Source organism: Paraflavitalea speifideaquila, from assembly GCF_032395985.1.
GTDB lineage: Bacteria > Bacteroidota > Bacteroidia > Chitinophagales > Chitinophagaceae > Paraflavitalea > Paraflavitalea speifideaquila.
This window is the reverse complement of record NZ_CP135920.1, coordinates 1,547,326-1,568,695: the sequence shown is the minus strand read 5'-3', so window position 1 is coordinate 1,568,695 and position 21,370 is coordinate 1,547,326. Positions and strand designations below refer to the sequence as shown.

Genomic DNA, 21,370 nt, shown 5'->3' with positions numbered 1-21,370 from the left:
TAAAAAAGGGGATAAGGGGCAAAGTCTTTTTTGACGCATTGTTAATAATTGGTATATTCGTAGTATAATCTTGTGCTATGAAAAACGATCTTATATACCAGCTTGCGCTTACCCGTGTTCCTCATATCGGGCTTGTACATGCCAAAACGCTGGTTGAGCATTTCAACTGCGCTGCCGATATTTTTAAAGCCCGTACTTCCCAATTGGAAAAAATTGAAGGGATTGGCCCGGTAAGGGCGGCTTCCATTCGCCGGTTTTCCGGATTTGAAGAAGCCGAAAAAGAAATTGCCTTTATAGAGCAATACAGTATACGGCCCCTCTTTATTACAGATACCGATTACCCACAACGTTTATTGCATTGTTATGATGCGCCTACGCTGCTTTTTACCGGGGCGCTACCAATCTGAATGCATCACGCATTATTTCCATTATTGGCACGCGCAATAATTCGGACTATGGCAGGTACCTTACTGAAAAATTAGTAAAGGACCTCGAAGGCCTGGGAGTACTGATTGTAAGTGGCCTGGCGCTAGGCATAGATACGCTGGCACATAAAGCAGCTATGAAACATGAGCTGCCTACGGTTGGCGTATTGGCACATGGCCTGGATACGCTGTATCCTTTACAAAACTTATCACTGGCCAAAGAAATGATGAGGCAAGGGGCGGCTTATTAACAGAATTTACCAGTCACACACAACCAGATAAACACAATTTCCCGGCACGTAACCGCATCGTAGCTGGAATGAGTGATGCCACCATTGTCATTGAAACAGGAACTAAAGGGGGCAGTATGATCACCGCCGAACTAGCCAACAGTTATAACAAAGATGTATTTGCCTATCCGGGTAAAGTAACAGACAGCAGAAGTACAGGCTGCAATTACCTGATCAGAAGCAATAAAGCCATGTTGCTTACAGATGCGCAAGAACTCATTAGCATGATGGGTTGGGAAGATACGCGCCGGTCTGTCAGCCACCAACAGGGTCTTTTTGTAGCATTGAGCAAAGATGAACAACAACTGGCGCAGCTACTGAAGGAAAAGAAACTGTGCATATTGATGAGCTCAATATGCACAGTGGCCTTAGTAGTAGTACTCTTGCTGCAGCTATTCTGAATATGGAACTGCAGGGAGTAGTACAATGCCTGCCTGGGAAGCGGTACAAGTTGAATGTATAAGCTGTCAGTATCTACTCACTAATACCATAATACCTGCATACAGCATGATAATCATTAATATCAACTGGCAGGGTATTTACACCAGCCATTTGGCGGCCACCTGCAATAACAACGCCCGCCGGCGCAATAATGATCTTTATTTTTCTAAAGATTAAAGCAGTAGCGTAAGGTGTACCATCTGGTTTAATGGCCCTTAAACCAAATGTGTAGACACTGTTAGGTGAGGTAGCCGACTGGTAAACGAAATAACGCATTTCATACAATCCTCCGGAACCTGATCCCGGAATTGGATACCAGGAAGTAAGCGCTTCAGGAACAGGGTTATAATATGCTAGTACCAGGCTGGAATCCATCCTGCCCTGTGAAATATTATTTAAAAGCAGATTCGTAGCGCTGGTAAAAGTGGTCTGACCAAAATTATATACTGTTACATCCGCATTACCGGTAGGGCCTGCAGGACCAGTATCGCCTGTATCGCCCTTCTTACAGGCAGTAATAGAGGTTAAAGCAATAAGCACAATAAAGAAAACTTTCGAATGTTTCATGTGTAGCGTTTTGAGTAATGATTATTGGCTACAAAATTTCACCAGAATAACCTACTGCACAATACCATTTATGTGTTATTTAGAAGCTATTATACCATCAAAACAACCTACGGTCTACTCTTTATGAGGTATATCTACGTACTTACTTCGGGCAACAAACGTATTATTGCTGAGTGGCACCACCGACCATAGTAGTACATATCATTTTATTGACAATACAATCTTGTGTGTTATTCACAATAAACAAAGACTGGTTTGAGAGCCTGAGAAATTGCCTGAAACACCTTAACATTTTACTAACTTTCGGCCGAAAACAACTCAAACCCTTTGTGAGTAAGGGTTTGGCTGCTTGGTAAAAAAATCTTTTGGAGCATATTGAACTGTTACCCTACCTTTGCACATGGCAACAAGAAATACCGCACTCCGGACTAATTCCCCCAATTCAAGTAAGTTTTTGGCGATGGTTTAACGTTTGATGACGTTTTACTGGTTCCCGCTTATTCGCAAGTATTGCCCCGCGAAGTAGACATCCGTACCAAACTTACCAAAGACATTACACTGAATACGCCCATGCTTTCTTCTGCTATGGATACGGTAACAGAAGCCAACCTGGCTATTGCCCTGGCGCGTGAAGGTGGCCTGGGAATCCTGCATAAAAATATGAGCATTGAAAAGCAGGCCGAACAGGTACGCAAGGTTAAACGCAGTGAAAGTGGTTTGATATTGGACCCCATTACTTTACATGAAGAGGCCACCATTGGCGATGCCCTTCGCCTAATGAAGGAAAATAAGATTGGCGGCATCCCCATTGTGAATAATGGTAAAAACTGGTAGGTATTCTCACCAATCGTGACTTACGCTTTGAAACCGCCCATGCCCGCAAAGTAAGTGAAGTGATGACCAGGGAGCTGGTAACAGCTCCGGAAGGCACGGACATGAAAAAGGCTGGCCAGATATTGCGCCAACATAAGATTGAAAAACTACCGGTGATCAGAAAGGACGGCACTTTAATCGGACTGATCACCTACCGTGATATTATACAATTGCAAAGTTATCCCAACGCTGTAAAAGACTCTTATGGCCGATTGCTTACCGGGGCCGCCTTAGGTATTACGCGCGACTTACTGGACCGAGCAGCTGCCTTGCAACAAATTGGAGTAGATATTGTTTGCCTGGACAGTGCACATGGTCATAGCAAAGGTGTCATTGAGGCGCTGAAAGCGGTAAAGAAGAATTTCAAAAAGTTACAGGTTATAGCAGGGAATATTGGTACCGCTGCCGGAGCCAAAGCCCTGGCCGAAGCTGGTGCCGATGCCGTTAAAGTAGGTATTGGACCAGGCTCTATCTGTACTACGCGTATTGTAGCCGGATCGGGTATGCCGCAGATCACCGCCATTATGGAAGCGGCTTCGGTATTGCAAAAGAAAGGCATCCCATTGATCGCAGATGGCGGTATCCGTTATACAGGCGATATGGTAAAAGCTTTGGCCGCCGGCGCCAACCTGGTCATGATGGGTAGCGTTTTTGCAGGTACGGAAGAAAGTCCAGGCGAAACCATCATCTACGAAGGAAGGAAATTCAAACAATACCGGGGTATGGGATCCATCGGCGCTATGAGCCAGGGAAGTGGTGACCGCTACTTCCAGGATGTAGAGGATGATGTAAAGAAATTCGTTCCAGAAGGTATTGAAGGCCGGGTAGCCTTTAAAGGTAATTTAAGTGAAATCGTTTATCAATATGTTGGCGGCCTCCGCTCGGGCATGGGCTACTGTGGCGCCAAAGACATCAAAGCATTGCAACAGGCGCAATTTGTACGCATTACCAATGCAGGTATGAAAGAGAGCCATGCACATGATATTGAGATTACCAGGAAGCCCCCAATTATAGCAGGTAAAGAGGGGTGAGTGGTAAATAGCGAGTGGCAAGTAGGGAAAAGGCATATTTCTAAGCGCATTTTGTATTAGGTGTTCCTACTAGCTACTCGCAACACACCGCTTCCCTTTTTAGTAACTTGAACCTTCCCCTTCTTTTCTTATCTTTCGGGAAATTAAGGTCCATGCAAAAAGCCCGGGTAGCTTTATTATTCCTGTTCTCCTTTTTTATTGCCCAACACACCTATTCGCAGTCAGATTCTTGTAATCTTAGGATCAGTTTGCTTACCTGCAGTGCGGGTGAAGAGTTGTATTCGGCTTTTGGCCATACGGCCTTACGGGTTACGGATGCAATTACGGGCATGGATATCGTATTTAACTATGGCACTTTTGATGACTCGGACCCGAACTTCTACCTGAAATTTACCAAGGGGCTCATGAATTATGCGCTCTCGGCCTACCCTTTCAATGATTTTGTTTACGAATACCAGGCGCAAAAAAGGGGGTAATTGAACAAGTATTACAGCTTTCCTGTGCTGAAAAAAACAGCCTATTCAATACACTACGCGAGAATGCGCAAGAACAAAATCGCTTTTACAATTACTATTTCCATACAGATAACTGCACTACCCGCGCCTGCGACATGGTGATCAAAAACACCACTCAACCGGTAGTATTCAAAAACATTTTGCCAGCCACCATTCCCAGCTACCGTGACCTTATACACAGTTACCTGGATAAAGGCCATCAGCCCTGGAGCAAATTTGGCATAGATATACTACTGGGTGCTAACCTTGATAAAAAGGTCACCAACCGGGAAGCCATGTTCTTGCCGGATTACCTGATGAAAGGTTTTGATAGTGCCAGCACAGGCAATAAAGCGCTGGTTGGAGCCACACAAACTATACTTGAAGTACCTCTTGCAACAGCAGAGAAAGGCAGCTGGTTTACCCCTTTTTGTTGTTTACAGCTTTGTTCCTCTTAATCACTTCTCTGTCTATCCTTAAAGGCAGTTGGTCGTTAAAATTTTTACGGGTATTCGATATTTTCTTTTTTTTTGCTATTGGGTATCCTGGGATGCTTGTTATTAATGCTTTGGATGATCCGTATTGATGATGTATGCCGCAATAACTGGAACCTTTTATGGGCTTTGCCCCTGCACCTGCCAGTGGTATTTGTCATGAACCGGGGCAAAAATGGGTAAAGACCTATTTCAAAGCAGTGAGTGCGATAACTGTTGCAATGGGAGGCATTTGGTTCATACTACCCCAGGAATTGAATCCCGCCATTGCCCCCATCCTCGGCCTTATTCTTGTGCGTGCCTGGTGCCATAGCAAATAGCATGGGTTGAGCTATTTTTTAAACACATAGTTTTTACATGGGAGCAACAGAGAAATTCATAGATATTGATGGACACCCTCTTTTTACCGGGTAACGGGAAATGGTCAGCCGGTGGTGTTACTGCACGGTTTTTCGGAAGATAATACCATTTGGCAGCACCAGGAAGCGGCATTGAAGGATCGTTACCGGCTCATTATTCCAGACCTGCCAGGCAGCGGTCGCTCGGCTATTGGCCAGGATATGACGATGGATGGGCTAGCGGCCGCTGTGAAACTGATCGTGGAGGATGAGTTGCCGGATAACGAACCATTTGTATTGATCGGCCACAGCATGGGAGGTTATGTTACGCTGGCATTTGCCGAAAAATACCCCGAATTGCTGAAAGGTATCGGACTTTTCCACTCCACCGCCTATGCAGATAGCGAGGAAAAAAAGGCTATCCGACAAAAAGGTATTGAATTCATGCTACAGCATGGAGCAGCGCTCTTTACACAACAAACCACCCCCAATATGTTCGCTGGCGCTTTCCGGGCGGAACACCCAGCGGCCATAGCGGAAATTATTGAACGATATTCCAACTTTTCCACCGAATCACTCGTACACTATTACAAGTCGATGATGGCCCGCCCAGACCGGACACAGGTACTGGAAAAATCGACCTGGCCGGTGTTATTTATTGCAGGTGAATACGATACAGCTATACCAAAAGAACATATGATGCAACAGAGTTACCTGCCATCGTTGTCATATATCCACCTGCTACAACATTCGGGGCATATGGGAATGCTGGAAGAAGTGGAGCAGAGTAACAGGTTCCTGGCCGATTTTCTGTCCGGGATTTGAATTTGTTCACTAAACCGCCGTAGGGGGCAGGTTATTACATGAAGAAATTCCTTTTAATATCTCTTTTTCTGTCTTGTTTTATCCAGCCATTGCTTGCTGCACACGTAAGGGGCGGTGAAATGTATTATCGCTGGGATAGTGCCAATTCCACGGCCACTGTGGCACGGTACATTGTTACATTAAAATTGTACATCGATTGTAATTCTCAGCCAGGTCAACTGGACCCAGATGAGCCATTTACTGTATTTGACCGGTCGAACAATAGCCAGTACCTGAATCGCCGGGTACCGCTAATCAGTGATTCCTATATCAGGTATGACCCTAATTCCAATCCCTGTATTACCAATGCACCTACGGACGTGTGCTACCGGCTTAGGTACTATGAAACCACCATCGACCTTCCTATTTCGGCATCTGGATATACGATTGCCTTCCAGCGATGCTGCCGGATACAGGACATTCAAAATATGCCTGGCCGGAGTAATGATTATGGAGCTACCTATATGTGTGATATTCCAGGCACGGTTACTGGTGTAAACCGTCCTGCCTACCGGAATTCCAGCCCTCTTTTCAATCCCAATGATGCGGTAGCTATTTGTTATGGATCACCTTTTACTTTTGATTTTTCGGCCAATGACCCCGATGGAGATTCAATTGTTTACCGGTTATGCAATGCTTATAATGGCGGCGGCCCCGGTAGCAGCAGTAATAATTGCTTAACCTGCGCTCAGCCAGACCCTGCCGGCCCCCACCCTATAGCGCCATTCCATACCGGTCGCCCTACAATGGCAGTTCGCCCCTGGGGATCAATGTAAAGATTGATTCCAAGACGGGACTTTTATCGGGTATAGCCCCAGTGTAGAAGGGCAGTATGTAGTAACAGCCTGTGCCTATGAATACCGGGATGGCAAACTGATCAATGTGCACCGGAAGGATATCCATATCCGGGTATCGGATTGTATACCGTTGAAAGCATTGCTTAAACCTGATTACTCTTATTGTGATGATTTCCTGGTGACCTTCAAGAATGAGCAAGTGAACCCAGCTAACTCTGTGTACATCTGGCAATATGGAGATGGCACCAAGGCAGACACTACCACAGATGTTGAAGGAAAGGTGCAGCATCTTTATGCCGATACAGGCACTTATGCCATCAAGCTGAAGGTAATCCTGGCAGGCCAGTGTGTAGATTCAACCACTACGTTGGCTAAAGTATATCCTGGTTTCTTCCCCAATTTCAGTATTTCGGGTACTTGTTTGTTAAAGCCCATCCAGTTCAATGACCTTACCACTTCCAGGTATGGTTTTGCCAATAAATGGAGTTGGAATTTTGGCGATGAAACTACGGATGCCGATACATCTCACATTAAATCGCCCTCCTGGCAATACAGTACTATCGGGTTAAAAGATGTGCAGTTGATCGTAGAAAGTAACAAAGGTTGCGTGGATACCCTTGTGCTCAAGGCTGATGTGCGTGACAAACCGCCGATCACCCTGGCCTTTAAGGATACGCTTATTTGCAGCAATGCATTGGTACAAGATACGCTGCAACTACATGCGGCTGGGAATGGCTTATTCAGTTGGACTCCCCTGGTGCAGATATTACGTACCAATACACCCGATCCGCTGGTATTTCCCAAAACGACTACTACCTATCATTTGCAGTTGGACGAGAACGGATGTGTAAATGAAGATAGTGTACGAGTGCGAGTAGTGCCGGTAGTGACCCTGGAATTGGGCGGCCCTATCACTATTTGCCGTACTGACACCATTCGATTAAACCCTGTCACAGACGGCCTTAAATTCACCTGGACTACCAATCCTTCTCCCAGCCCTATTGATAATATCAATGTTAAAAATCCACTGGTATCACCTCCTGATGAGTTTACCACTTATTCGGTGTTAGCAGAAATTGGTAAATGTTCATCACGCGATGATGTGCAGGTGAAAACAGTGCCCTACCCTACTGTGCGTGCCGGTGCTGATACGACTATCTGTTATGATGACACGGCCAGTATCAATGCCTCGATAATAGGAGCCCGGTTTACCTGGACACCCACTAATACGTTGAGTAATCCCAATATCCTCAACCCGCTGGCTTTCCCACGGCGCACTACGCCTTACATCCTTCGGGTAGAAGATGACCTTGGATGCCCCAAACCATCCTTTGACACGATTGTGGTTAGGGTATTGCCGCAATTGTTTGCTTTTGCCGGTAATGACACGGCGGTAGTGATCGGAGAACCATTGCAATTGAATGGACGGGGCGCCGATTTATATGAGTGGACACCTTCCACTTATCTTAACCGGAATGATATCAAGAACCCCATTGCCAATTTAAGTAATAGCTTCAGTTATCAGTTAAAAGTGTATACACCGGAGGGCTGTTATGACCTGGACACCATCAACATCAAGGTATTCCGTACCAACCCACAGATATTTGTTCCCAATGCCTTCCGGCCCAATGGATCGCAAAACAACCGCTTAAGGCCCATACCAGTGGGTATTACGCAACTGGAATATTTCAGGGTCTTCAACCGCTGGGGTCAGTTGGTATTCCAAACTACACAGCATGGGGCAGGCTGGGATGGTACATTGGGTGGAAAACCGCAGGACTCGGGTATGTATGTATGGGAAGTGCGGGGGAAAGATTATACGGGAAAAACAGTGATCAAAAAAGGCGTAGCCATGCTGATTAGATAGTCCGAAAGTTGGCAAAGTCTGAAAGTCCGGAAGTAACGATGCTTAGATGCCAGCTTCTTCCGGGCTTTTGTTTTTTGAGATTAATTCGAACGACCTGATCTTCCAACTTACTCGTCTTCCCCGACTTTGCATTAGCTTGCACCTTTAAAAAAATCACATGTCTGGTATTGTACTCATCACCGGTGCTACGTCGGGTTTTGGCAAGGCGCTGGCTATTAAGTTTGCCGCCAACAAGTATAATCTTATCATTACAGGCCGCCGGGACGACAGGTTGCAGGAATTAAAAAGCAATTTAACAAGTACGTATGGGATTGAAGTAGTAGTGCTTTGCTTTGATGTGAGGAGCAGGTCGGCTTGTTTTGAGGCTATTGAGCAATTGCCTGCCGGTTGGAAAGCGATCGATATTTTGGTCAATAATGCAGGGCTGGCATTAGGCAGGGATTATTTTGATGAGGCTTCTATCGATGATTGGGATACCATGATCGACACTAATTTAAAAGGGCTCCTATATATCACCAAAGCCGTGATTCCCAGTATGGTAGAGCGAAGAAAAGGGCATATCATCAATATTGGTTCTACGGCAGGAAAGGAAGTTTATGAAAAGGGAACACTTATTGCGCTACAAAACATGCAGTCAATGCTATTTCACAAGCCATGCGGATTGATTTACTGCGTCACCGGATCAAAGTAACAGCGATTCATCCGGGAGCGGCAGATACAGAATTTTCAAATGTACGGTTTAAAGGGGATGAGGAGCAGGCGCGTAAAGTATACGAGGGATATGAGCCACTAACAGCGGGTGATGTAGCCGAAGTGGTATACTATACGGCAACGCTTCCGCCACATGTTTGTATCAATGACCTGGTGCTGACCTGTACCGCCCAAGCCAATTCCATGTACTTGTACAAAGATCATTAACTTATTGATTTTCAATTAAATTAGTAGCAACCAGGAAAATTATAGGGGGATTGTGATTTCTGGATGATTTGAGTATTTTTGATTTGAATCATAATCCACATCCCTAATAAAAACCGTCCTTTTATGGTTAAGACCCTATGTAAGACCATACTATTCGTCTTACTCCTTTTTTTCCACCAATTCCTTATTGGCACAAGATGTAATTAAGCAACAAAGTTGTGAAGGCAATCCTTACCAGCATACGGTAGATAGCCTGAAGCAGTTCTACGCCTCCCAGGGGTACACGGTATTGCGTGAAGCCTCGATGGTGATGGAAAGCGAATATGAAATGCCCATTGTAATGCCTATGAACCAGGGCACGGGCTACCAATTCATTTTTATTGAGATCCCACTTCCCGTCTTTATGAGGTACGAATGTATGACTGGAATGAAAAGCAAGTGATCTATAAAAGAAATCAGTGGGGCGATATTGATGGTAATATCATTACCTACAATTATGTTCCGCAGTTTACTGAATACCACATGATTAAGCCAGTGCAAATCAATAAAAAGAAAAAGAAGTTGTGTGGGTATGTGATGTTACTGAAGAAAAGTGGCCCCGGCGATCAGCAACAGGGACGGAGCACGCGGTAAACTATTTCTTTCACGCAATCGAAATTATTGAATACCTCTACCTGATTAATCTTATAGCAGTACAAAGTGAAACAGTCTTGCATGGCTGCTCACTTTATCTACGATAAAAGGGTGAGCCTGTTGAATGGCCCACCCTTTTATTTTATTTCTTATTGTTGAACAAGGTATAGAACAGGCTAACCTGTAATACGCCATTCTTGAAATCGGGGTCAAAATTGGCGGTGCTAAAATCGCCTACTTTGGAAAGGCCGGCGGTATAACGGGCGCCAATTCCCAATCCCATTGAGCTATGAAAGCCCAGGCCACCAGCTATGGACAAATCGGTACTTTTAGCGAAATCGCCTATCTGCTGGTTATCGGTTTTCTCATTTACTTTGAATCCAATCTGTGGCCCTGCTTCGAGAATTAACTTTTTCATACATGATTTTTGTGATGAATACAATTGATTCTCCTGATCCGCCTTGTGGAAGGGAAAAATGTGGTATGCAAATCTCATGCTTGGGGAAGTATGCAAGTTGGGGAAAGGGATGGATAAAAGAACGAGCCGGGAGGTCTATTGGCTCCCGGCTCGCTTATTGAATAATATTTACTGTGCTAATGATATTCTTATCTGTACCCCTGCCCTGGTATTGGTAATGGGGGTGAGGTAGATATTTTAGGTATTACCCGTCGTTGTTCAAAATACAGTTTAATATTAACGCGGTTACTGATGACATAATCAATAGTTGGGTTAATGAAAACTACTTTCTGTCCGGCCGTTGGTAAAGCCTGTGTTTGATCCAAGCGGCTATTGGCGGTGACATCGTCACGGATGCTGAAGTCGAGCCTGAAGCTGGCATCATTGTCCAATGGTTTTCCTTTCCATTTGATGAAGGAGAATAGACCACGCTTACGATAGCCGGCACCGATTTCAAATTCTGTAGAACGGGCTTCACTAAGCTGGAAATCGATCAAACTCAAACTCAACTGCCTTGACTTTTTGTATCCAAACCTTGCCGTTACCTGGTTGGTAAACTGCATATCAAAATCGATCAATGGTTCAAAGCGTTCGCCAATGGTAATATTAGGTACCAGGAAGTAAGGCACAAAGTTGCCGGAAGTAGAATCTATAAAGCTGGGATAACTTTGGAAACGTTCATCCTGGTACAACAATGCCGAGTTAAAGCTGTTCATACTTAACTGGCTATTGTACCGGTGTGAAAGGGTAAAGTTGGAGAATATTTTCTCCAGGCCCGGAATACGGGTAAGACCGGTATAAGTAATACCCCAGTTGGGTTTGGGCAGGTAACCTGAAAAAGGATTGGACCGTATGTTCGGGTTGGATTGTTTGACAAGGGCTACGCTATTGGGGTCCTTTCCGGTATAAGCCGCAATAAAGGAAGGTATTAACACATCCATGGCGTAGCGGTTATAACCCGTGTAAAAACCATCGGGTTGGAACTTCTCATTAGCAGGTTTTTCCTGCCAGTAAGGGTTTCGTTCGGCCAGGCGTTTGGACATGATAATACGGTTATCCTGGAACTTCTTGAAAGTTTCGGATACTTCATTCGGATTAACTGGTGTAAATAACGTTTTAAAGGCAATCCAGCTTACACTGAAGCTACCACCTGTATAAGGAGCAAGGCGGGCAAAATTGGTGCCCTTGCCAGTTGTATCCTTGTACAATTCGCGGTAGTTCTTACCAAAGCTTTTATCGAGGTTAATATCAATGGTAAGATCGCGGATGGGTATCAATTGTGCCGTGATGGATATCTTTTGCGTATAATCCTGCATGTTCTGGAAATTGAACAGGGAATCGGCAGTAAGCCATCCTTTCTTAGCCATGGTATTGATAAAGGTGGTATCGGGCTGTTTACCAAAGATAAAGCCCAGGCCTGGTGCCATGGATTTGAAGTTCATACCCAGAACGCGGGTACTATCGGTATAACCAAATATAGTTGCGCTGGCGTTTTCGGAATATTGTACGTTCATCCGTTTCAGCATAGTAAGGAAACGGCCGGCAAATTTAACGCCGCTGCTTAATTGCAGGGGTTGGCTTCTGTCGCGCTTTATCCGTTTTTTCTTACCAGATGTATCCTGTTTATTGGCATTGGGGTCGGCCGGAGCAGCAGGAGCAGCCGGGCTTTCTTCTTCAAATGCCCGCAGCAACCTGGATTTGCTGTACAATCGGGTAAAGTCCAATTCAGCATTCAGCCCCTTCTGTTGGGTATTGGAGATGGTGTTGCCCAGGTTACGGGCTATGAGTGAAGCACCTATCCAGTTAAAGGAGGCTATATAGTTGGCCCGGATGGTGGTCCAATCCAGGAAAGGCAATTTACTGGTGGGCAGGGTATACGAGAAATTGGCTGTTTGGGTATAAGAGATGGTACGACCGCCCTTCCACAGGTTATCCCACATGGACTTGCGTTGCTCTTTGTTCAGCCTTCCACTGCCTTCATCAATCCAGGCTTTATTAGTAGCCGTGAAATCGACATTGAATGAACGGGTAAGGTCCCATCTAAGGTTATATACACGGTCGAACGTAAAATACTTGTCATAGGTTTCAGGGAGTGAGCCTTTCGGTTCGCCCACATTGCGTGGCCGGAAGGAACCAAATTGACGGTTAACATCAAAGCGCAGGCCCAATAAAGAAGGCAATGGATTTATATTGAAATCTTTAATAATGGCCAACCAGGGCGATTTGGATTTGAATAACCGTTTGGCAGGTTCCCAATATTTGGGGGTAGAAGAATAGTTATAGCCCAGGCCGGCGCGATGGCGCACCAGTTCATTGCTTTCGATCAGCGGGCTATGTTGTTCTTCTTTATAATAGGAATAGCTCACATCGATATTTTCAATACTCCATATCTGCTGCTTTTTACCACTCGTATTGTTCTTCTTCACATTGGTGAAGTTGATAGACTTGATAGTACGCACATCAACAGCATCGTTGCGGATAGAGTCTTTCTGATTGCCTGGAGCAGCTTTTATTTTATCCTTGAGCTGAATATCCAGGTCGTATGGATCGTATTGGGGTGAACTTACCGTTTTGGAGTAACTGGCATAAAAGGAATAGAAATGCCTGCTTTTTGTGGCAGGAGTTTTCCCAATTCAAGTTGAGTGGCCACGTCAAACTGTTTGAAATCATCCCTTGACCGTTCATTGATCCTTTGTTCCAGGGTACCAAAGCCCGTACTGTGGGCACTACCTGAAACATACAAGGTACCCAGGTCGGCCAGTTTAAAGTCAACACGACCCAGTGCTGCCCAGGCTCCTTTTTCATTCAATTCACTGAGCCGTAGTTCATTGATCCAGACTTCGGTACAAGCCAGTTCACGATGGCGGTTTTCTACCCCGGCAAACATAACCCTTACCTCACCCAGGTTGGGATTACCGAGGATGGCATACTCTTTACCATCGGCTTCGGTTTGTTTGAAGTAGGTAATATTGTTACTGGTATTGTTGCGCAGCACCTTTAGCTTAATCAATTTATCCAGCTCCAGGTCCAACTCATTCTGTGCAGGCCATATTAAATCATCCGAGTTGGTATGCCAGGGGGTCATTTTCAGGGGAATCCTGATTTCATAAAAGTTATTGATAAGGTCATTACCCAACCTGATCACACCGTATAGTTCACCATCCTTGATATCGCTACTCGAATTAACAGATTCGGCATGGATATACATTTGTATACGGCCATATTGACGCAGGTCGAGGTTCATGGTTTTGAATACACCACGTGTTTCTTTGATAGGCAATCCACATACCTGCATGCTCAATGATTGCTCGTTGAGCAAAATATTCACGTTGTTATTGCTCAGCTGCTGCTGGCGGATCACACCAGGAGGGGTTCTATAAGGTATAGGCTGGCGGGAACTGTTCTCTTCAATATTTACGGCTAACTGTTTGAAAGTAGTAGCAGAATTGGGGGGATGGTAACGTAGCGGCCCGTAGTATCCAATTCATAATTAAAGCGTCTCCATTGATTACGCACCAGTTCCAGTTTGGCAAAACGCAATACTACAGAGTCGGTAAATCCGGTCAGGTACATCCGGATAAAACGGATGGATTTAAAGTCGGGAATGTTCCCTATTTTTTGCTGGTAGCCAGCAATGGGTATGCGGAACAAGTACCAGGTTTCGTGCATACCGCCGCTGGGTGTAAAGCCAATACTATCGGTAATGAAGTTGCGGCCTACCGAGAATTCACTTTTCTTGAGATCTACTTTATACTCAAAGTATTCTTCCAGTTCATTCAGGGTATTATCGCGGTTAAACTCTTCCTGGTCGGGATAGAGCGTAAAGGCGCTTACAAAATCGGACCCAGAACTGGCTACAGGGGAGTTGCCCTGTGGGCTATTGATTTGCTTGTAACGTCCCAGGATACCAGTTTTGGTATTGTCATAAGCATTATCACGGTAATTGAGGAAGTTGTCGTTGGCAGGGTCTTGTACGGCTTTCTGGTAGATAGCTGAGTTTACGCCAAAATTGGCTGCCAGTTGGCTCAGGTAGGCCTGGAATTTTCTTCTTTCGGCTTCATCATCCAATCCGTCGAAGCCAGCATCCTGGAGTGGCCTGTCGGCAGGATCATTACTAAATGCCTGTGTAACCTGGATAGGATTGGCAGGTACCTTACCCCATCGGGTGGCAGAATCTTCCAATGCCTTGGTCACAGCACCACTGATACCATTTTCAAAGAAACGTTTCCCATCTTTCAATACATCTTCAGATATATTACCGAGGTTGAAATACAATTGGCCGCCACTGCTACCAGGGTTTTTGAGGTAAGGGTCCTGCAACCAGAATTCGATGAACTCCACGTTGCCGGTTTCAAAATCTACCTGGTCAATACCGCGCATAATACCACCCCATCTTTTTCGGGGTTGAGTAGTTTACCCTCTGGGGTAACATTAATGGCGTCAAAGTTATAAGGGCCTTTATTAGTGGGGTAATAGGCCATATCGAAGGTAACCAGTTGTGCCTGTCCGAAGTCGGGTGTCCGGTTGGGATAGATCTGTGTTACGTTCACAGGACGGATACGTGGATCGGTAAAGTCTTCATACCCTCTCACAGGGTTATTGGCAGCACGTCTATCCTGTAAAACGGGTTCAATATTGTACCAGGCAATTTTTGCGCGGTTAAACCCATAAGGTAATGAGTCGCGGTATTCGGCTTCAGGGAAGAGGCCATTACCGGCTGGTGTGGAAGCCAGGCCCCAGTTAACCAGCGGAAAACGGAGATCGATGGCATTTCGGGCACCTTCAAAGTCATCAATAAAGATGAGACCACTGCGGCCTTCACCAATTTGTTTGGGGTGGCCAGGTTTAAGATAAGCAGCTTCACCATAGGCGGTGATGGTACTCATCTCGGTGGTACTATAAAAGGTAGTTTATCCAGCCAGCGGGTAAGCCGGGGAGCTTCAGTGCGATAGTTGAAATCGACCCCATACATGGTATTCCGAATAGGATCTTCGTTATAGCCGGTTTTGGTAAAGAAAGGACGTTCGGCCAGGCGTACCATGGTGGCACCTATCTGAAGGGACTCCCGCGCAGTGGTTTTGGCCATATAATCCAATCGTAATCCCAGGAAGTTTCGTTGTTGAATGCCAAAGCCACCATTGTTTTCAAACTGTACATTGACGGGAAGACCGGAATTAAGGATGGCCTGGTTAATGATCTTTACAGTACCCAGGTTATAATCAACCACATAATCAACATTCTCTTTCAATACCTGGCCGCCTGCTGTTACACTGACCGATCCCTGGGGAACATTGAATGCTCCCAGTTGGATCTCGGAACTGGAATTGCCTTTGGCCGACCCTTGTATAATATAGCGGTCGAGGTTGGCGTAGGTTTTAGCTATTTCTTTAATGGTATCGTACAGGGGATAATAAATGTATTTCTGTCGAATGTCCTGTGAACTGCCAGCAAAGGCCTGTTGTTCGAGGTCTCTACCAAAAGGTTCGAGGAAGGGGAAGATGATACGTGCCTGTTGTGAAATAACAGTAAACCCCTCTACATAGTCAAATACCCCATCGGGTAATGGGTCGTTGCGGGCATTGAGCCGGTCGAGGTTGAGGATAGTAATTAGTGGTACACCAGACTTATCACCTTCTGGCAGAAAACGTTTCTTACCCAGGCTGGGTTGTTCATATAGTACATTCAGCTTGAAGTCGCCGGGCTGGATGCTGGAGAGGTAGCTACCATCGGCTGATTTCAATGAATAAACGTTCTTCATCATCAGGTCCCACAGCGGCAGATTGGTACGTTGGGAAGTGGCTTTTAACAATTTGAGGAATAACACTTTTTGGGTACCCGAAACGGAGGCTGTAGTATCGGGGGTACATCCTGTGAAAACTCACCTACCTGGAACACTTTTCCATTGTATTGGTATTGAAAAGCAATACCTAATACTTCATCAGGTTGGAGGGGTTGACTCAGGACAGAAAACCCACCTGTGGGTTGAAATAATAATCGGAGGGGTTGAGTTTCCGGGCAAATGTTTTTCATAATCCTGTACGGCCCTTAATCCCATAGAAGCCAATTTACCAGTAACGGACGAAGAACGCCGGCTGGTAGGATCTTCCCATAATCGCTGATAAAGTCCATTTACCCGATTATCCGGCAGGCCATTCGGAGGAAATACGGTACCACCTGGATATGGGGTTGAAGGATTTGGTTCACCCAGGTCCATTAAACCTACGATATCCCTGGTTTCGGTAGTTGACCCATTGCGGTTGGTAACCCACACTTCCACACGCATGATCTGAACCTGCGAGTTGACCACCGGCAGGTTGGACATGGCCTTATTAAAGTTATTCCTGAAGTATTGGGCCATGAGGAAGTGGCGGTTCTCTTCATAATCATTGGCCTTGAACTCAAAAGACATATTGGAGGACCCACCCTGCAAGCCCATTGATTGACGTTGGGAACGTTGGTTGGCCAACACACCGGTTACAAATAGTTTACCAAATTGTAACTGTGTTTTTATACCAAATAACTGTTGAGCACCAGGGATGAGGGAACCTTTGGACGAGAAAGCGATATTACCTGCTTCAATGCGTTTTATAATCTCATCGTCGGTACCGGTATAGTCGAGTTTCAGTTGGTTATCAAAGTCGAAATTGGCGAGGGTATTATAATTAATAGGCAGTTTTAGTTTATCGCCAATATTACCAATGACGCTGAGGTTGGCATTCATGTCGAAATCAAAACCTCCATTCTTGCGTGCTCTTTCAGGTAATGCCGGATTCTTGATATTCTGTCCCTGGTAGCCTGCAATGATGTTTACTTCGCCCTGTGGCCTGATCTCTACCTTGCCATTCCCAAAGATGCGGTTGAACAGGTTATCAGTAACAGACATTTTGGGTTTCAACAGCTTCTTGTTCAGGCTGCTGAGGATATTGGATCGCTTCTTAAAGTATTCCGCCTCCATTTTGCGCGACTGGAGTTGCATAAACTCATCGAAAGTGAGGTAGGTAGGTTTGCGGTAATAGAAGCTACCGATCTTTTCAATGATGTAATATTGCTTGGTTTTGGGGTCGTATATAACTGAGTCTGTAATATTTACAGGGTCTTTCAAATCCAGTGACGACCTGGTTGGGTTGGAGTATTTGTCCCCCGGCGGTCATGAATGGGGTATTTCAGCGTGTCGGCAGCAACACGTTGCGGGGGTGCCTGAACAGGCGCCTGAAAAGCCAGGGCTGTGGTACAGCACAGGACTAACAAAGCAGCGCTACATAAGGCTGTAAGTCTAATGTGGTTGAATGTAAGGACCAATCTTTTTCTCCAAGAATTAGTAAGGTAGAATTACGTTTGCGATAGGCTTAGAGTGTTTTTAGCGCTTTCTTGATAATATCTTCTACTAGGGTGAGGTCCGGCTGAGCTTTGAACACCTTTTGAACAGCTTGTTCGCCGGCAGCCCTGGGGATACCCAGAGCCATTAGAGCATTTAACGCATCTTGTTCCAACGTATTGTTTTTCAAGGGGGAAATATTTGCGTCCCAAGTGGTTTTGCTTATTTTATCCCTCAATTCCAGCACGATACGTTCGGCAGACTTTCTTCCAATGCCTTTGATACTTTCCAACTGTTTGGTGTTGCCATTGGCAATGGCGCGAACAATTTCATCAGGCTTCAACGAAGACAGCATCATCCTTGCTGTTGCTGCACCTACTCCGGATACGCTGATGAGCATCAGGAAAAGGTCTTTTTCGGCCACTTCTGAGAATCCATACAAGATATGAGCGTCTTCACGAATATGCAGGTGCGTGTACAATAATCCTTTATCCTGTTCCTGAATGGCCGAATAGGTATGAAGGCTGATGTGCAGCTCGTAACCTACGCCATTCGCTTCCACATGAACCACAGCAGGAGTTTTGTTTACAAAATTGCCCCGTATAAACGCAATCATGGTTGCGAAAATAAGGGAAAAAAGGTTTCGGACTCCTGCTTTTGGGTTTAGTATTAATGAATTCTGGAACCGTAAAATGGGGACTGGAGGGTCCGAGTCCAAAAATCCAGGTCCTGGCCAATTGCTCCCGGCTAGCTCATTAGCTATGGAATGCTTGGCCAGGCATCATTGGCAAAGGCTGTGCCAGGGCATAGTTAATACCTTTTGCAGGGTCAGCAGGACCGAAAGTAAAGGATCGCAGACCGGCTTCAGGTAGATCACTTATTACTGTTTGGTTATCTCCAGGTGAGCTGCTAATGGCTGGCAGTCGGGTGTGGATAGGGGTCATTTTTAATAATAGTCAATCAGTTAGGGTGAAAAGGAGTAGGATGAAACAACAAAGCATAAACAATAAACGAGCTAACTTTTCCCTAATTTTGCCCACTCTTTAATGTTCTTATTCAATATCTAAAGCGATTTATAGTAGCATGAGTCAAAAAATAACGGCTGCCATCACTGCGGTAGGTGGCTATGTTCCGGAAGACAGGCTAACGAATTTCGACCTGGAAAAAATGGTGGAGACCAATGATGAGTGGATCCGTACCCGCACGGGCATCAGTGAGCGTAGGATACTAAAAGGGGAAGGGCTTGCCACCTCTGATATGGTAGTGCCTGCAGTAAGGCAGTTGTGTGAAAAAGGGGATTGATCCTTCAGAGATCGATGCCATGGTAGTAGGTACCGTAACGCCCGATATGTTATTTCCTTCCACCGCCAACCTGGCCTGCCATAAACTGGGGCTAAAAACGCGTGGGGATTTGACCTGCTGGCGGCTTGCTCAGGGTTCCTTTATTCACTCACAACAGGGGCAGCACTGGTAGAAAGTGGCCGGTATAAGAAAGTGGTGGTAGTAGGGGCCGACAAAATGAGTTCTATTGTTAATTACAATGACCGGGCTACCTGTATCATATTTGGTGATGGGGCGGGTGCCGTACTACTGGAACCTAGTACAGATGGACATGGTATTCAGGACAGCATTCTGCGCAGTGACGGTTCGGGGGTAATTACCTGCATATGAAGGCTGGTGGTTCGTTAAGGCCTGCCTCACAGGAAACGGTTGCCAATAACGAGCATTATGCCTACCAGGAAGGACAGGCAGTATTTAAGTTTGCCGTGAAGGGCATGGCGGATGTAAGTGCGGAACTATTGGAACGCAATCAACTTACAGGTGATGATATAGCCTGGCTGGTACCACACCAGGCGAATAAACGTATCATTGACGCCACAGCCGACCGTATGGGGCTTTCGCACGACAAGGTGATGTTGAACATCCAACGGTATGGAAATACTACCGCAGCAACTATTCCACTATGCCTGTGGGAATGGGAAAAGCAATTGAACAAAGGGGATAATATTGTGCTGGCTGCTTTTGGTGGTGGATTTACCTGGGGTGCCACACTGGTGAAGTGGGGATATTAATTTGATAATTAGATCATGTGGTAATTTGAAAATGACACCCAGCTGGTAAGATCCCGATACTTTGCACTCATTGATTATCTTATACTTTAAACCCGTTGGCTGGCTTCAACGGGTTTTCTTATTAGCAAATTTTCAAATTACCTCATTAGCACATTTATTATATTCACGTTCCTAAATTTACAACCTCATTATGGCAGATCAAAACTTTCGCTATACGGGATTCAGTTCATTGGCTATTCATGGTGGTCATGAGCAGGACCCACGATATGCGCACCTCACGCCTATTTATGCCAATTCTACTTTTGTATATGATTCTGCCGAGCAGGGCATGCGCCGTTTCAGTGGAGAGGAGAAAGGATATATTTATTCGCGCTGGGGCAATCCTACGATGACGGAAGCGGCTGATAAAATAGCAGCTATGGAAAGTTTTGGCATTACTGATGGTAGTGGAAATACGCTTGCTGTAAAAGGCCTGCTGCAGGCATCGGGTATGGCTGCCATCAATGCGTTGTTCATGAGTACATTGAAGACAGGTGATAAAATACTTTCGCACTATTCGCTCTATGGCGGATCGCAGGAATTAATGGAAAGGTTATTGCCCGACTTTGGGGTGAGTGCTGTTATTGCCGACCTGCGTGATCTGAATAAAGCCGAAGATGCCTTAAAGGCTGACCCTGCTATTAAAATGATCTACCTGGAAACACCTGCCAATCCCACGGTGCAGTGTGTGGATATTGCAGCGCTTACCAAACTGGGTAAGGCTTATGGAAAGATCATTGCCTGCGACAATACTTTTGCCACGCCTTATTTACAACAACCTTTTAGGTTTGGGGTAGATTTTGTAGTGCATAGCACCACCAAATTTCTGAATGGACATGGTACTTCGATTGGAGGGTGTTTTTGGGAAGGGATATTGAATTTATGGAGGGATGGGCCAATAAAGTGCATAAGATGCTGGGAGGCAACAGCAATCCGTTTGATGCTTTCCTGCTCATTAACGGTATGAAAACGTTGGAGGTAAGGATGGACCGTCATTGTCACAATGCCATGGAGGTGGCAGGTTTCTTTGATGGGCACAAGGCGGTGGCCAGGGTAAATTATACAGGCTTACCTGACCATCCCGACCATGAGGTATCCTCCAGACAGATGCGGCATCCCGGGGCGATGCTGAGTATTGAATTGAAAGGAGGACTACAGGCGGGAATCAATATGATGAACGGGCTCAAAATGTGTACACGAACGGTTTCATTGGGAACTTGTGACACACTGATGTGCCACCCTGCGTCGATGACACACTATAGTGTTCCCAAAGAAAAACGGGAGCAATATGGCATTACGGATGGTTTAATACGGATCAGTGTAGGCATGGAAAATATACAGGACATTATTGCAGATATTGATCAGGCGTTGGGAGGCTAGTGGTAATTGGCGAGTGGCAAGTGGGGAATAGCATTTGAACAAGCAACATACTTCAACAAAGAATCTAATAATTGT

At 45.5% G+C, this 21,370-nt stretch carries 28 protein-coding genes and 2 pseudogenes; 22 read left to right on the top strand and 8 right to left on the bottom strand.

Translation table 11 applies throughout. The features are described from left to right. The first annotated feature begins 77 nt into the window (after positions 1-77). Genes RS881_RS10980 through RS881_RS10965 form a run of 4 tightly spaced genes read left to right on the top strand, consistent with a single transcriptional unit; the run spans position 78 to position 1,178 of the window. Positions 78-407, top strand: a complete 330-nt coding sequence (locus tag RS881_RS10980) for a helix-hairpin-helix domain-containing protein (RefSeq protein WP_315821113.1) — start codon at positions 78-80, stop codon at positions 405-407. Next, entirely contained in the window at positions 404-676 is a 273-nt protein-coding gene (locus RS881_RS62265; RefSeq protein WP_315824432.1) for a DNA-processing protein DprA, read from the top strand. The genes RS881_RS10980 and RS881_RS62265 overlap by 4 nt, the downstream gene beginning before the upstream one ends. After that, positions 592-1,116, top strand: coding sequence for a DNA-processing protein DprA (locus RS881_RS10970; protein WP_315824431.1), 525 nt, complete (start codon positions 592-594; stop codon positions 1,114-1,116). Before RS881_RS62265 ends, RS881_RS10970 begins: the two co-directional genes overlap by 85 nt. Then, a complete protein-coding gene (locus RS881_RS10965; RefSeq protein ID WP_315821112.1) occupies positions 1,071-1,178 on the top strand; it encodes a DprA-like winged helix domain-containing protein in 108 nt (35 codons plus the stop codon). Before RS881_RS10970 ends, RS881_RS10965 begins: the two co-directional genes overlap by 46 nt. Positions 1,179-1,189: 11 nt before the next feature. Here RS881_RS10965 and RS881_RS10960 read toward each other — a convergent pair whose 3' ends face one another. Then, on the bottom strand, positions 1,190-1,723 hold the full coding sequence (locus RS881_RS10960; RefSeq protein WP_315821111.1) for a hypothetical protein: 534 nt from the start codon (positions 1,721-1,723) through the stop codon (positions 1,190-1,192). A 510-nt stretch (positions 1,724-2,233) separates the two neighbouring features. Between RS881_RS10960 and RS881_RS10955 the strand changes: the two genes are divergently transcribed. The 12 genes and pseudogenes from RS881_RS10955 to RS881_RS10900 all read left to right on the top strand — a co-directional run bounded on the left by RS881_RS10955 (position 2,234) and on the right by RS881_RS10900 (position 10,032). After that, the gene (locus tag RS881_RS10955) at positions 2,234-2,557 is read left to right on the top strand and encodes an IMP dehydrogenase (RefSeq protein ID WP_315821110.1); all 324 of its coding nucleotides are present in this window, start codon (positions 2,234-2,236) and stop codon (positions 2,555-2,557) included. A 62-nt stretch (positions 2,558-2,619) separates the two neighbouring features. Beyond that, the gene (locus tag RS881_RS10950) at positions 2,620-3,627 is read left to right on the top strand and encodes an IMP dehydrogenase (RefSeq protein ID WP_315824430.1); all 1,008 of its coding nucleotides are present in this window, start codon (positions 2,620-2,622) and stop codon (positions 3,625-3,627) included. Positions 3,628-3,779: 152 nt separating this feature from the next. After that, positions 3,780-4,186: pseudogene (locus RS881_RS10945) on the top strand (lipoprotein N-acyltransferase Lnb domain-containing protein); the annotation flags it as partial. Between the two features lie 51 nt (positions 4,187-4,237). Continuing rightward, entirely contained in the window at positions 4,238-4,579 is a 342-nt protein-coding gene (locus RS881_RS10940) for a hypothetical protein (protein WP_315821108.1), read from the top strand. A gap of 158 nt (positions 4,580-4,737) precedes the next feature. Beyond that, positions 4,738-4,935, top strand: a complete 198-nt coding sequence (locus RS881_RS10935; protein ID WP_315821107.1) for a hypothetical protein — start codon at positions 4,738-4,740, stop codon at positions 4,933-4,935. A 111-nt stretch (positions 4,936-5,046) separates the two neighbouring features. Continuing rightward, the gene (locus tag RS881_RS10930; RefSeq protein WP_315821106.1) at positions 5,047-5,778 is read left to right on the top strand and encodes an alpha/beta fold hydrolase; all 732 of its coding nucleotides are present in this window, start codon (positions 5,047-5,049) and stop codon (positions 5,776-5,778) included. Between the two features lie 38 nt (positions 5,779-5,816). After that, complete coding sequence (locus tag RS881_RS10925; protein WP_315821105.1) at positions 5,817-6,593, top strand: hypothetical protein; 777 nt, start codon at positions 5,817-5,819, stop codon at positions 6,591-6,593. A gap of 106 nt (positions 6,594-6,699) precedes the next feature. Next, complete coding sequence (locus RS881_RS10920) at positions 6,700-8,481, top strand: PKD domain-containing protein (protein WP_315821104.1); 1,782 nt, start codon at positions 6,700-6,702, stop codon at positions 8,479-8,481. 157 nt (positions 8,482-8,638) lie between these two features. Further along, positions 8,639-9,172, top strand: coding sequence for an SDR family NAD(P)-dependent oxidoreductase (locus RS881_RS10915; protein ID WP_315821103.1), 534 nt, complete (start codon positions 8,639-8,641; stop codon positions 9,170-9,172). Next, the gene (locus RS881_RS10910; protein WP_315821102.1) at positions 9,136-9,399 is read left to right on the top strand and encodes a Rossmann-fold NAD(P)-binding domain-containing protein; all 264 of its coding nucleotides are present in this window, start codon (positions 9,136-9,138) and stop codon (positions 9,397-9,399) included. The genes RS881_RS10915 and RS881_RS10910 overlap by 37 nt, the downstream gene beginning before the upstream one ends. A 187-nt stretch (positions 9,400-9,586) precedes the next feature. Then, positions 9,587-9,841, top strand: coding sequence for a hypothetical protein (locus RS881_RS10905; protein ID WP_315821101.1), 255 nt, complete (start codon positions 9,587-9,589; stop codon positions 9,839-9,841). Next, a complete protein-coding gene (locus tag RS881_RS10900) occupies positions 9,838-10,032 on the top strand; it encodes a hypothetical protein (RefSeq protein ID WP_315821100.1) in 195 nt (64 codons plus the stop codon). Before RS881_RS10905 ends, RS881_RS10900 begins: the two co-directional genes overlap by 4 nt. Before the next feature lie 142 nt (positions 10,033-10,174). Here RS881_RS10900 and RS881_RS10895 read toward each other — a convergent pair whose 3' ends face one another. The 7 genes and pseudogenes from RS881_RS10895 to ruvA all read right to left on the bottom strand — a co-directional run bounded on the left by RS881_RS10895 (position 10,175) and on the right by ruvA (position 18,375). Next, positions 10,175-10,450, bottom strand: coding sequence for a hypothetical protein (locus tag RS881_RS10895; protein WP_315821099.1), 276 nt, complete (start codon positions 10,448-10,450; stop codon positions 10,175-10,177). Positions 10,451-10,638: 188 nt separating this feature from the next. Further along, a pseudogene (gene sov, locus RS881_RS10890) lies at positions 10,639-13,901 on the bottom strand (T9SS outer membrane translocon Sov/SprA). Positions 13,902-13,909: 8 nt separating this feature from the next. Next, a complete protein-coding gene (gene sov / locus RS881_RS10885) occupies positions 13,910-14,869 on the bottom strand; it encodes a T9SS outer membrane translocon Sov/SprA (protein WP_315821098.1) in 960 nt (319 codons plus the stop codon). After that, positions 14,848-15,375 (bottom strand): hypothetical protein, encoded by a 528-nt coding sequence (locus tag RS881_RS10880; protein WP_315821097.1) that lies wholly within the window; start codon positions 15,373-15,375, stop codon positions 14,848-14,850. The genes sov (RS881_RS10885) and RS881_RS10880 overlap by 22 nt, the downstream gene beginning before the upstream one ends. Then, positions 15,372-16,313 carry a T9SS outer membrane translocon Sov/SprA gene (gene sov / locus RS881_RS10875; RefSeq protein ID WP_315821096.1) on the bottom strand — a complete coding sequence of 314 codons (942 nt, stop codon included), beginning with the start codon at positions 16,311-16,313 and terminating at the stop codon, positions 15,372-15,374. The genes RS881_RS10880 and sov (RS881_RS10875) overlap by 4 nt, the downstream gene beginning before the upstream one ends. A gap of 114 nt (positions 16,314-16,427) precedes the next feature. Beyond that, entirely contained in the window at positions 16,428-17,591 is a 1,164-nt protein-coding gene (gene sov, locus RS881_RS10870) for a T9SS outer membrane translocon Sov/SprA (protein WP_315821095.1), read from the bottom strand. Between the two features lie 244 nt (positions 17,592-17,835). Beyond that, entirely contained in the window at positions 17,836-18,375 is a 540-nt protein-coding gene (ruvA, locus tag RS881_RS10865) for a Holliday junction branch migration protein RuvA (protein ID WP_315821094.1), read from the bottom strand. A 512-nt stretch (positions 18,376-18,887) separates the two neighbouring features. Between ruvA and RS881_RS10860 the strand changes: the two genes are divergently transcribed. From RS881_RS10860 to RS881_RS10835, 6 genes are all read left to right on the top strand, one after another. Beyond that, positions 18,888-19,106 (top strand): ketoacyl-ACP synthase III, encoded by a 219-nt coding sequence (locus RS881_RS10860; RefSeq protein ID WP_315821093.1) that lies wholly within the window; start codon positions 18,888-18,890, stop codon positions 19,104-19,106. Further along, a complete protein-coding gene (locus RS881_RS10855; protein WP_315821092.1) occupies positions 19,090-19,278 on the top strand; it encodes a hypothetical protein in 189 nt (62 codons plus the stop codon). The genes RS881_RS10860 and RS881_RS10855 overlap by 17 nt, the downstream gene beginning before the upstream one ends. Then, entirely contained in the window at positions 19,221-19,475 is a 255-nt protein-coding gene (locus tag RS881_RS10850; RefSeq protein WP_315824429.1) for a ketoacyl-ACP synthase III, read from the top strand. The genes RS881_RS10855 and RS881_RS10850 overlap by 58 nt, the downstream gene beginning before the upstream one ends. Further along, positions 19,472-19,876, top strand: a complete 405-nt coding sequence (locus RS881_RS10845) for a 3-oxoacyl-[acyl-carrier-protein] synthase III C-terminal domain-containing protein (RefSeq protein ID WP_315821091.1) — start codon at positions 19,472-19,474, stop codon at positions 19,874-19,876. Before RS881_RS10850 ends, RS881_RS10845 begins: the two co-directional genes overlap by 4 nt. 190 nt (positions 19,877-20,066) lie before the next feature. Beyond that, positions 20,067-20,882 (top strand): trans-sulfuration enzyme family protein, encoded by an 816-nt coding sequence (locus RS881_RS10840; RefSeq protein ID WP_315821090.1) that lies wholly within the window; start codon positions 20,067-20,069, stop codon positions 20,880-20,882. After that, positions 20,828-21,295: a PLP-dependent transferase gene (locus RS881_RS10835; protein ID WP_315821089.1), complete on the top strand. Its 468-nt coding sequence runs from the start codon at positions 20,828-20,830 to the stop codon at positions 21,293-21,295. Before RS881_RS10840 ends, RS881_RS10835 begins: the two co-directional genes overlap by 55 nt. Positions 21,296-21,370: the final 75 nt, after the last annotated feature.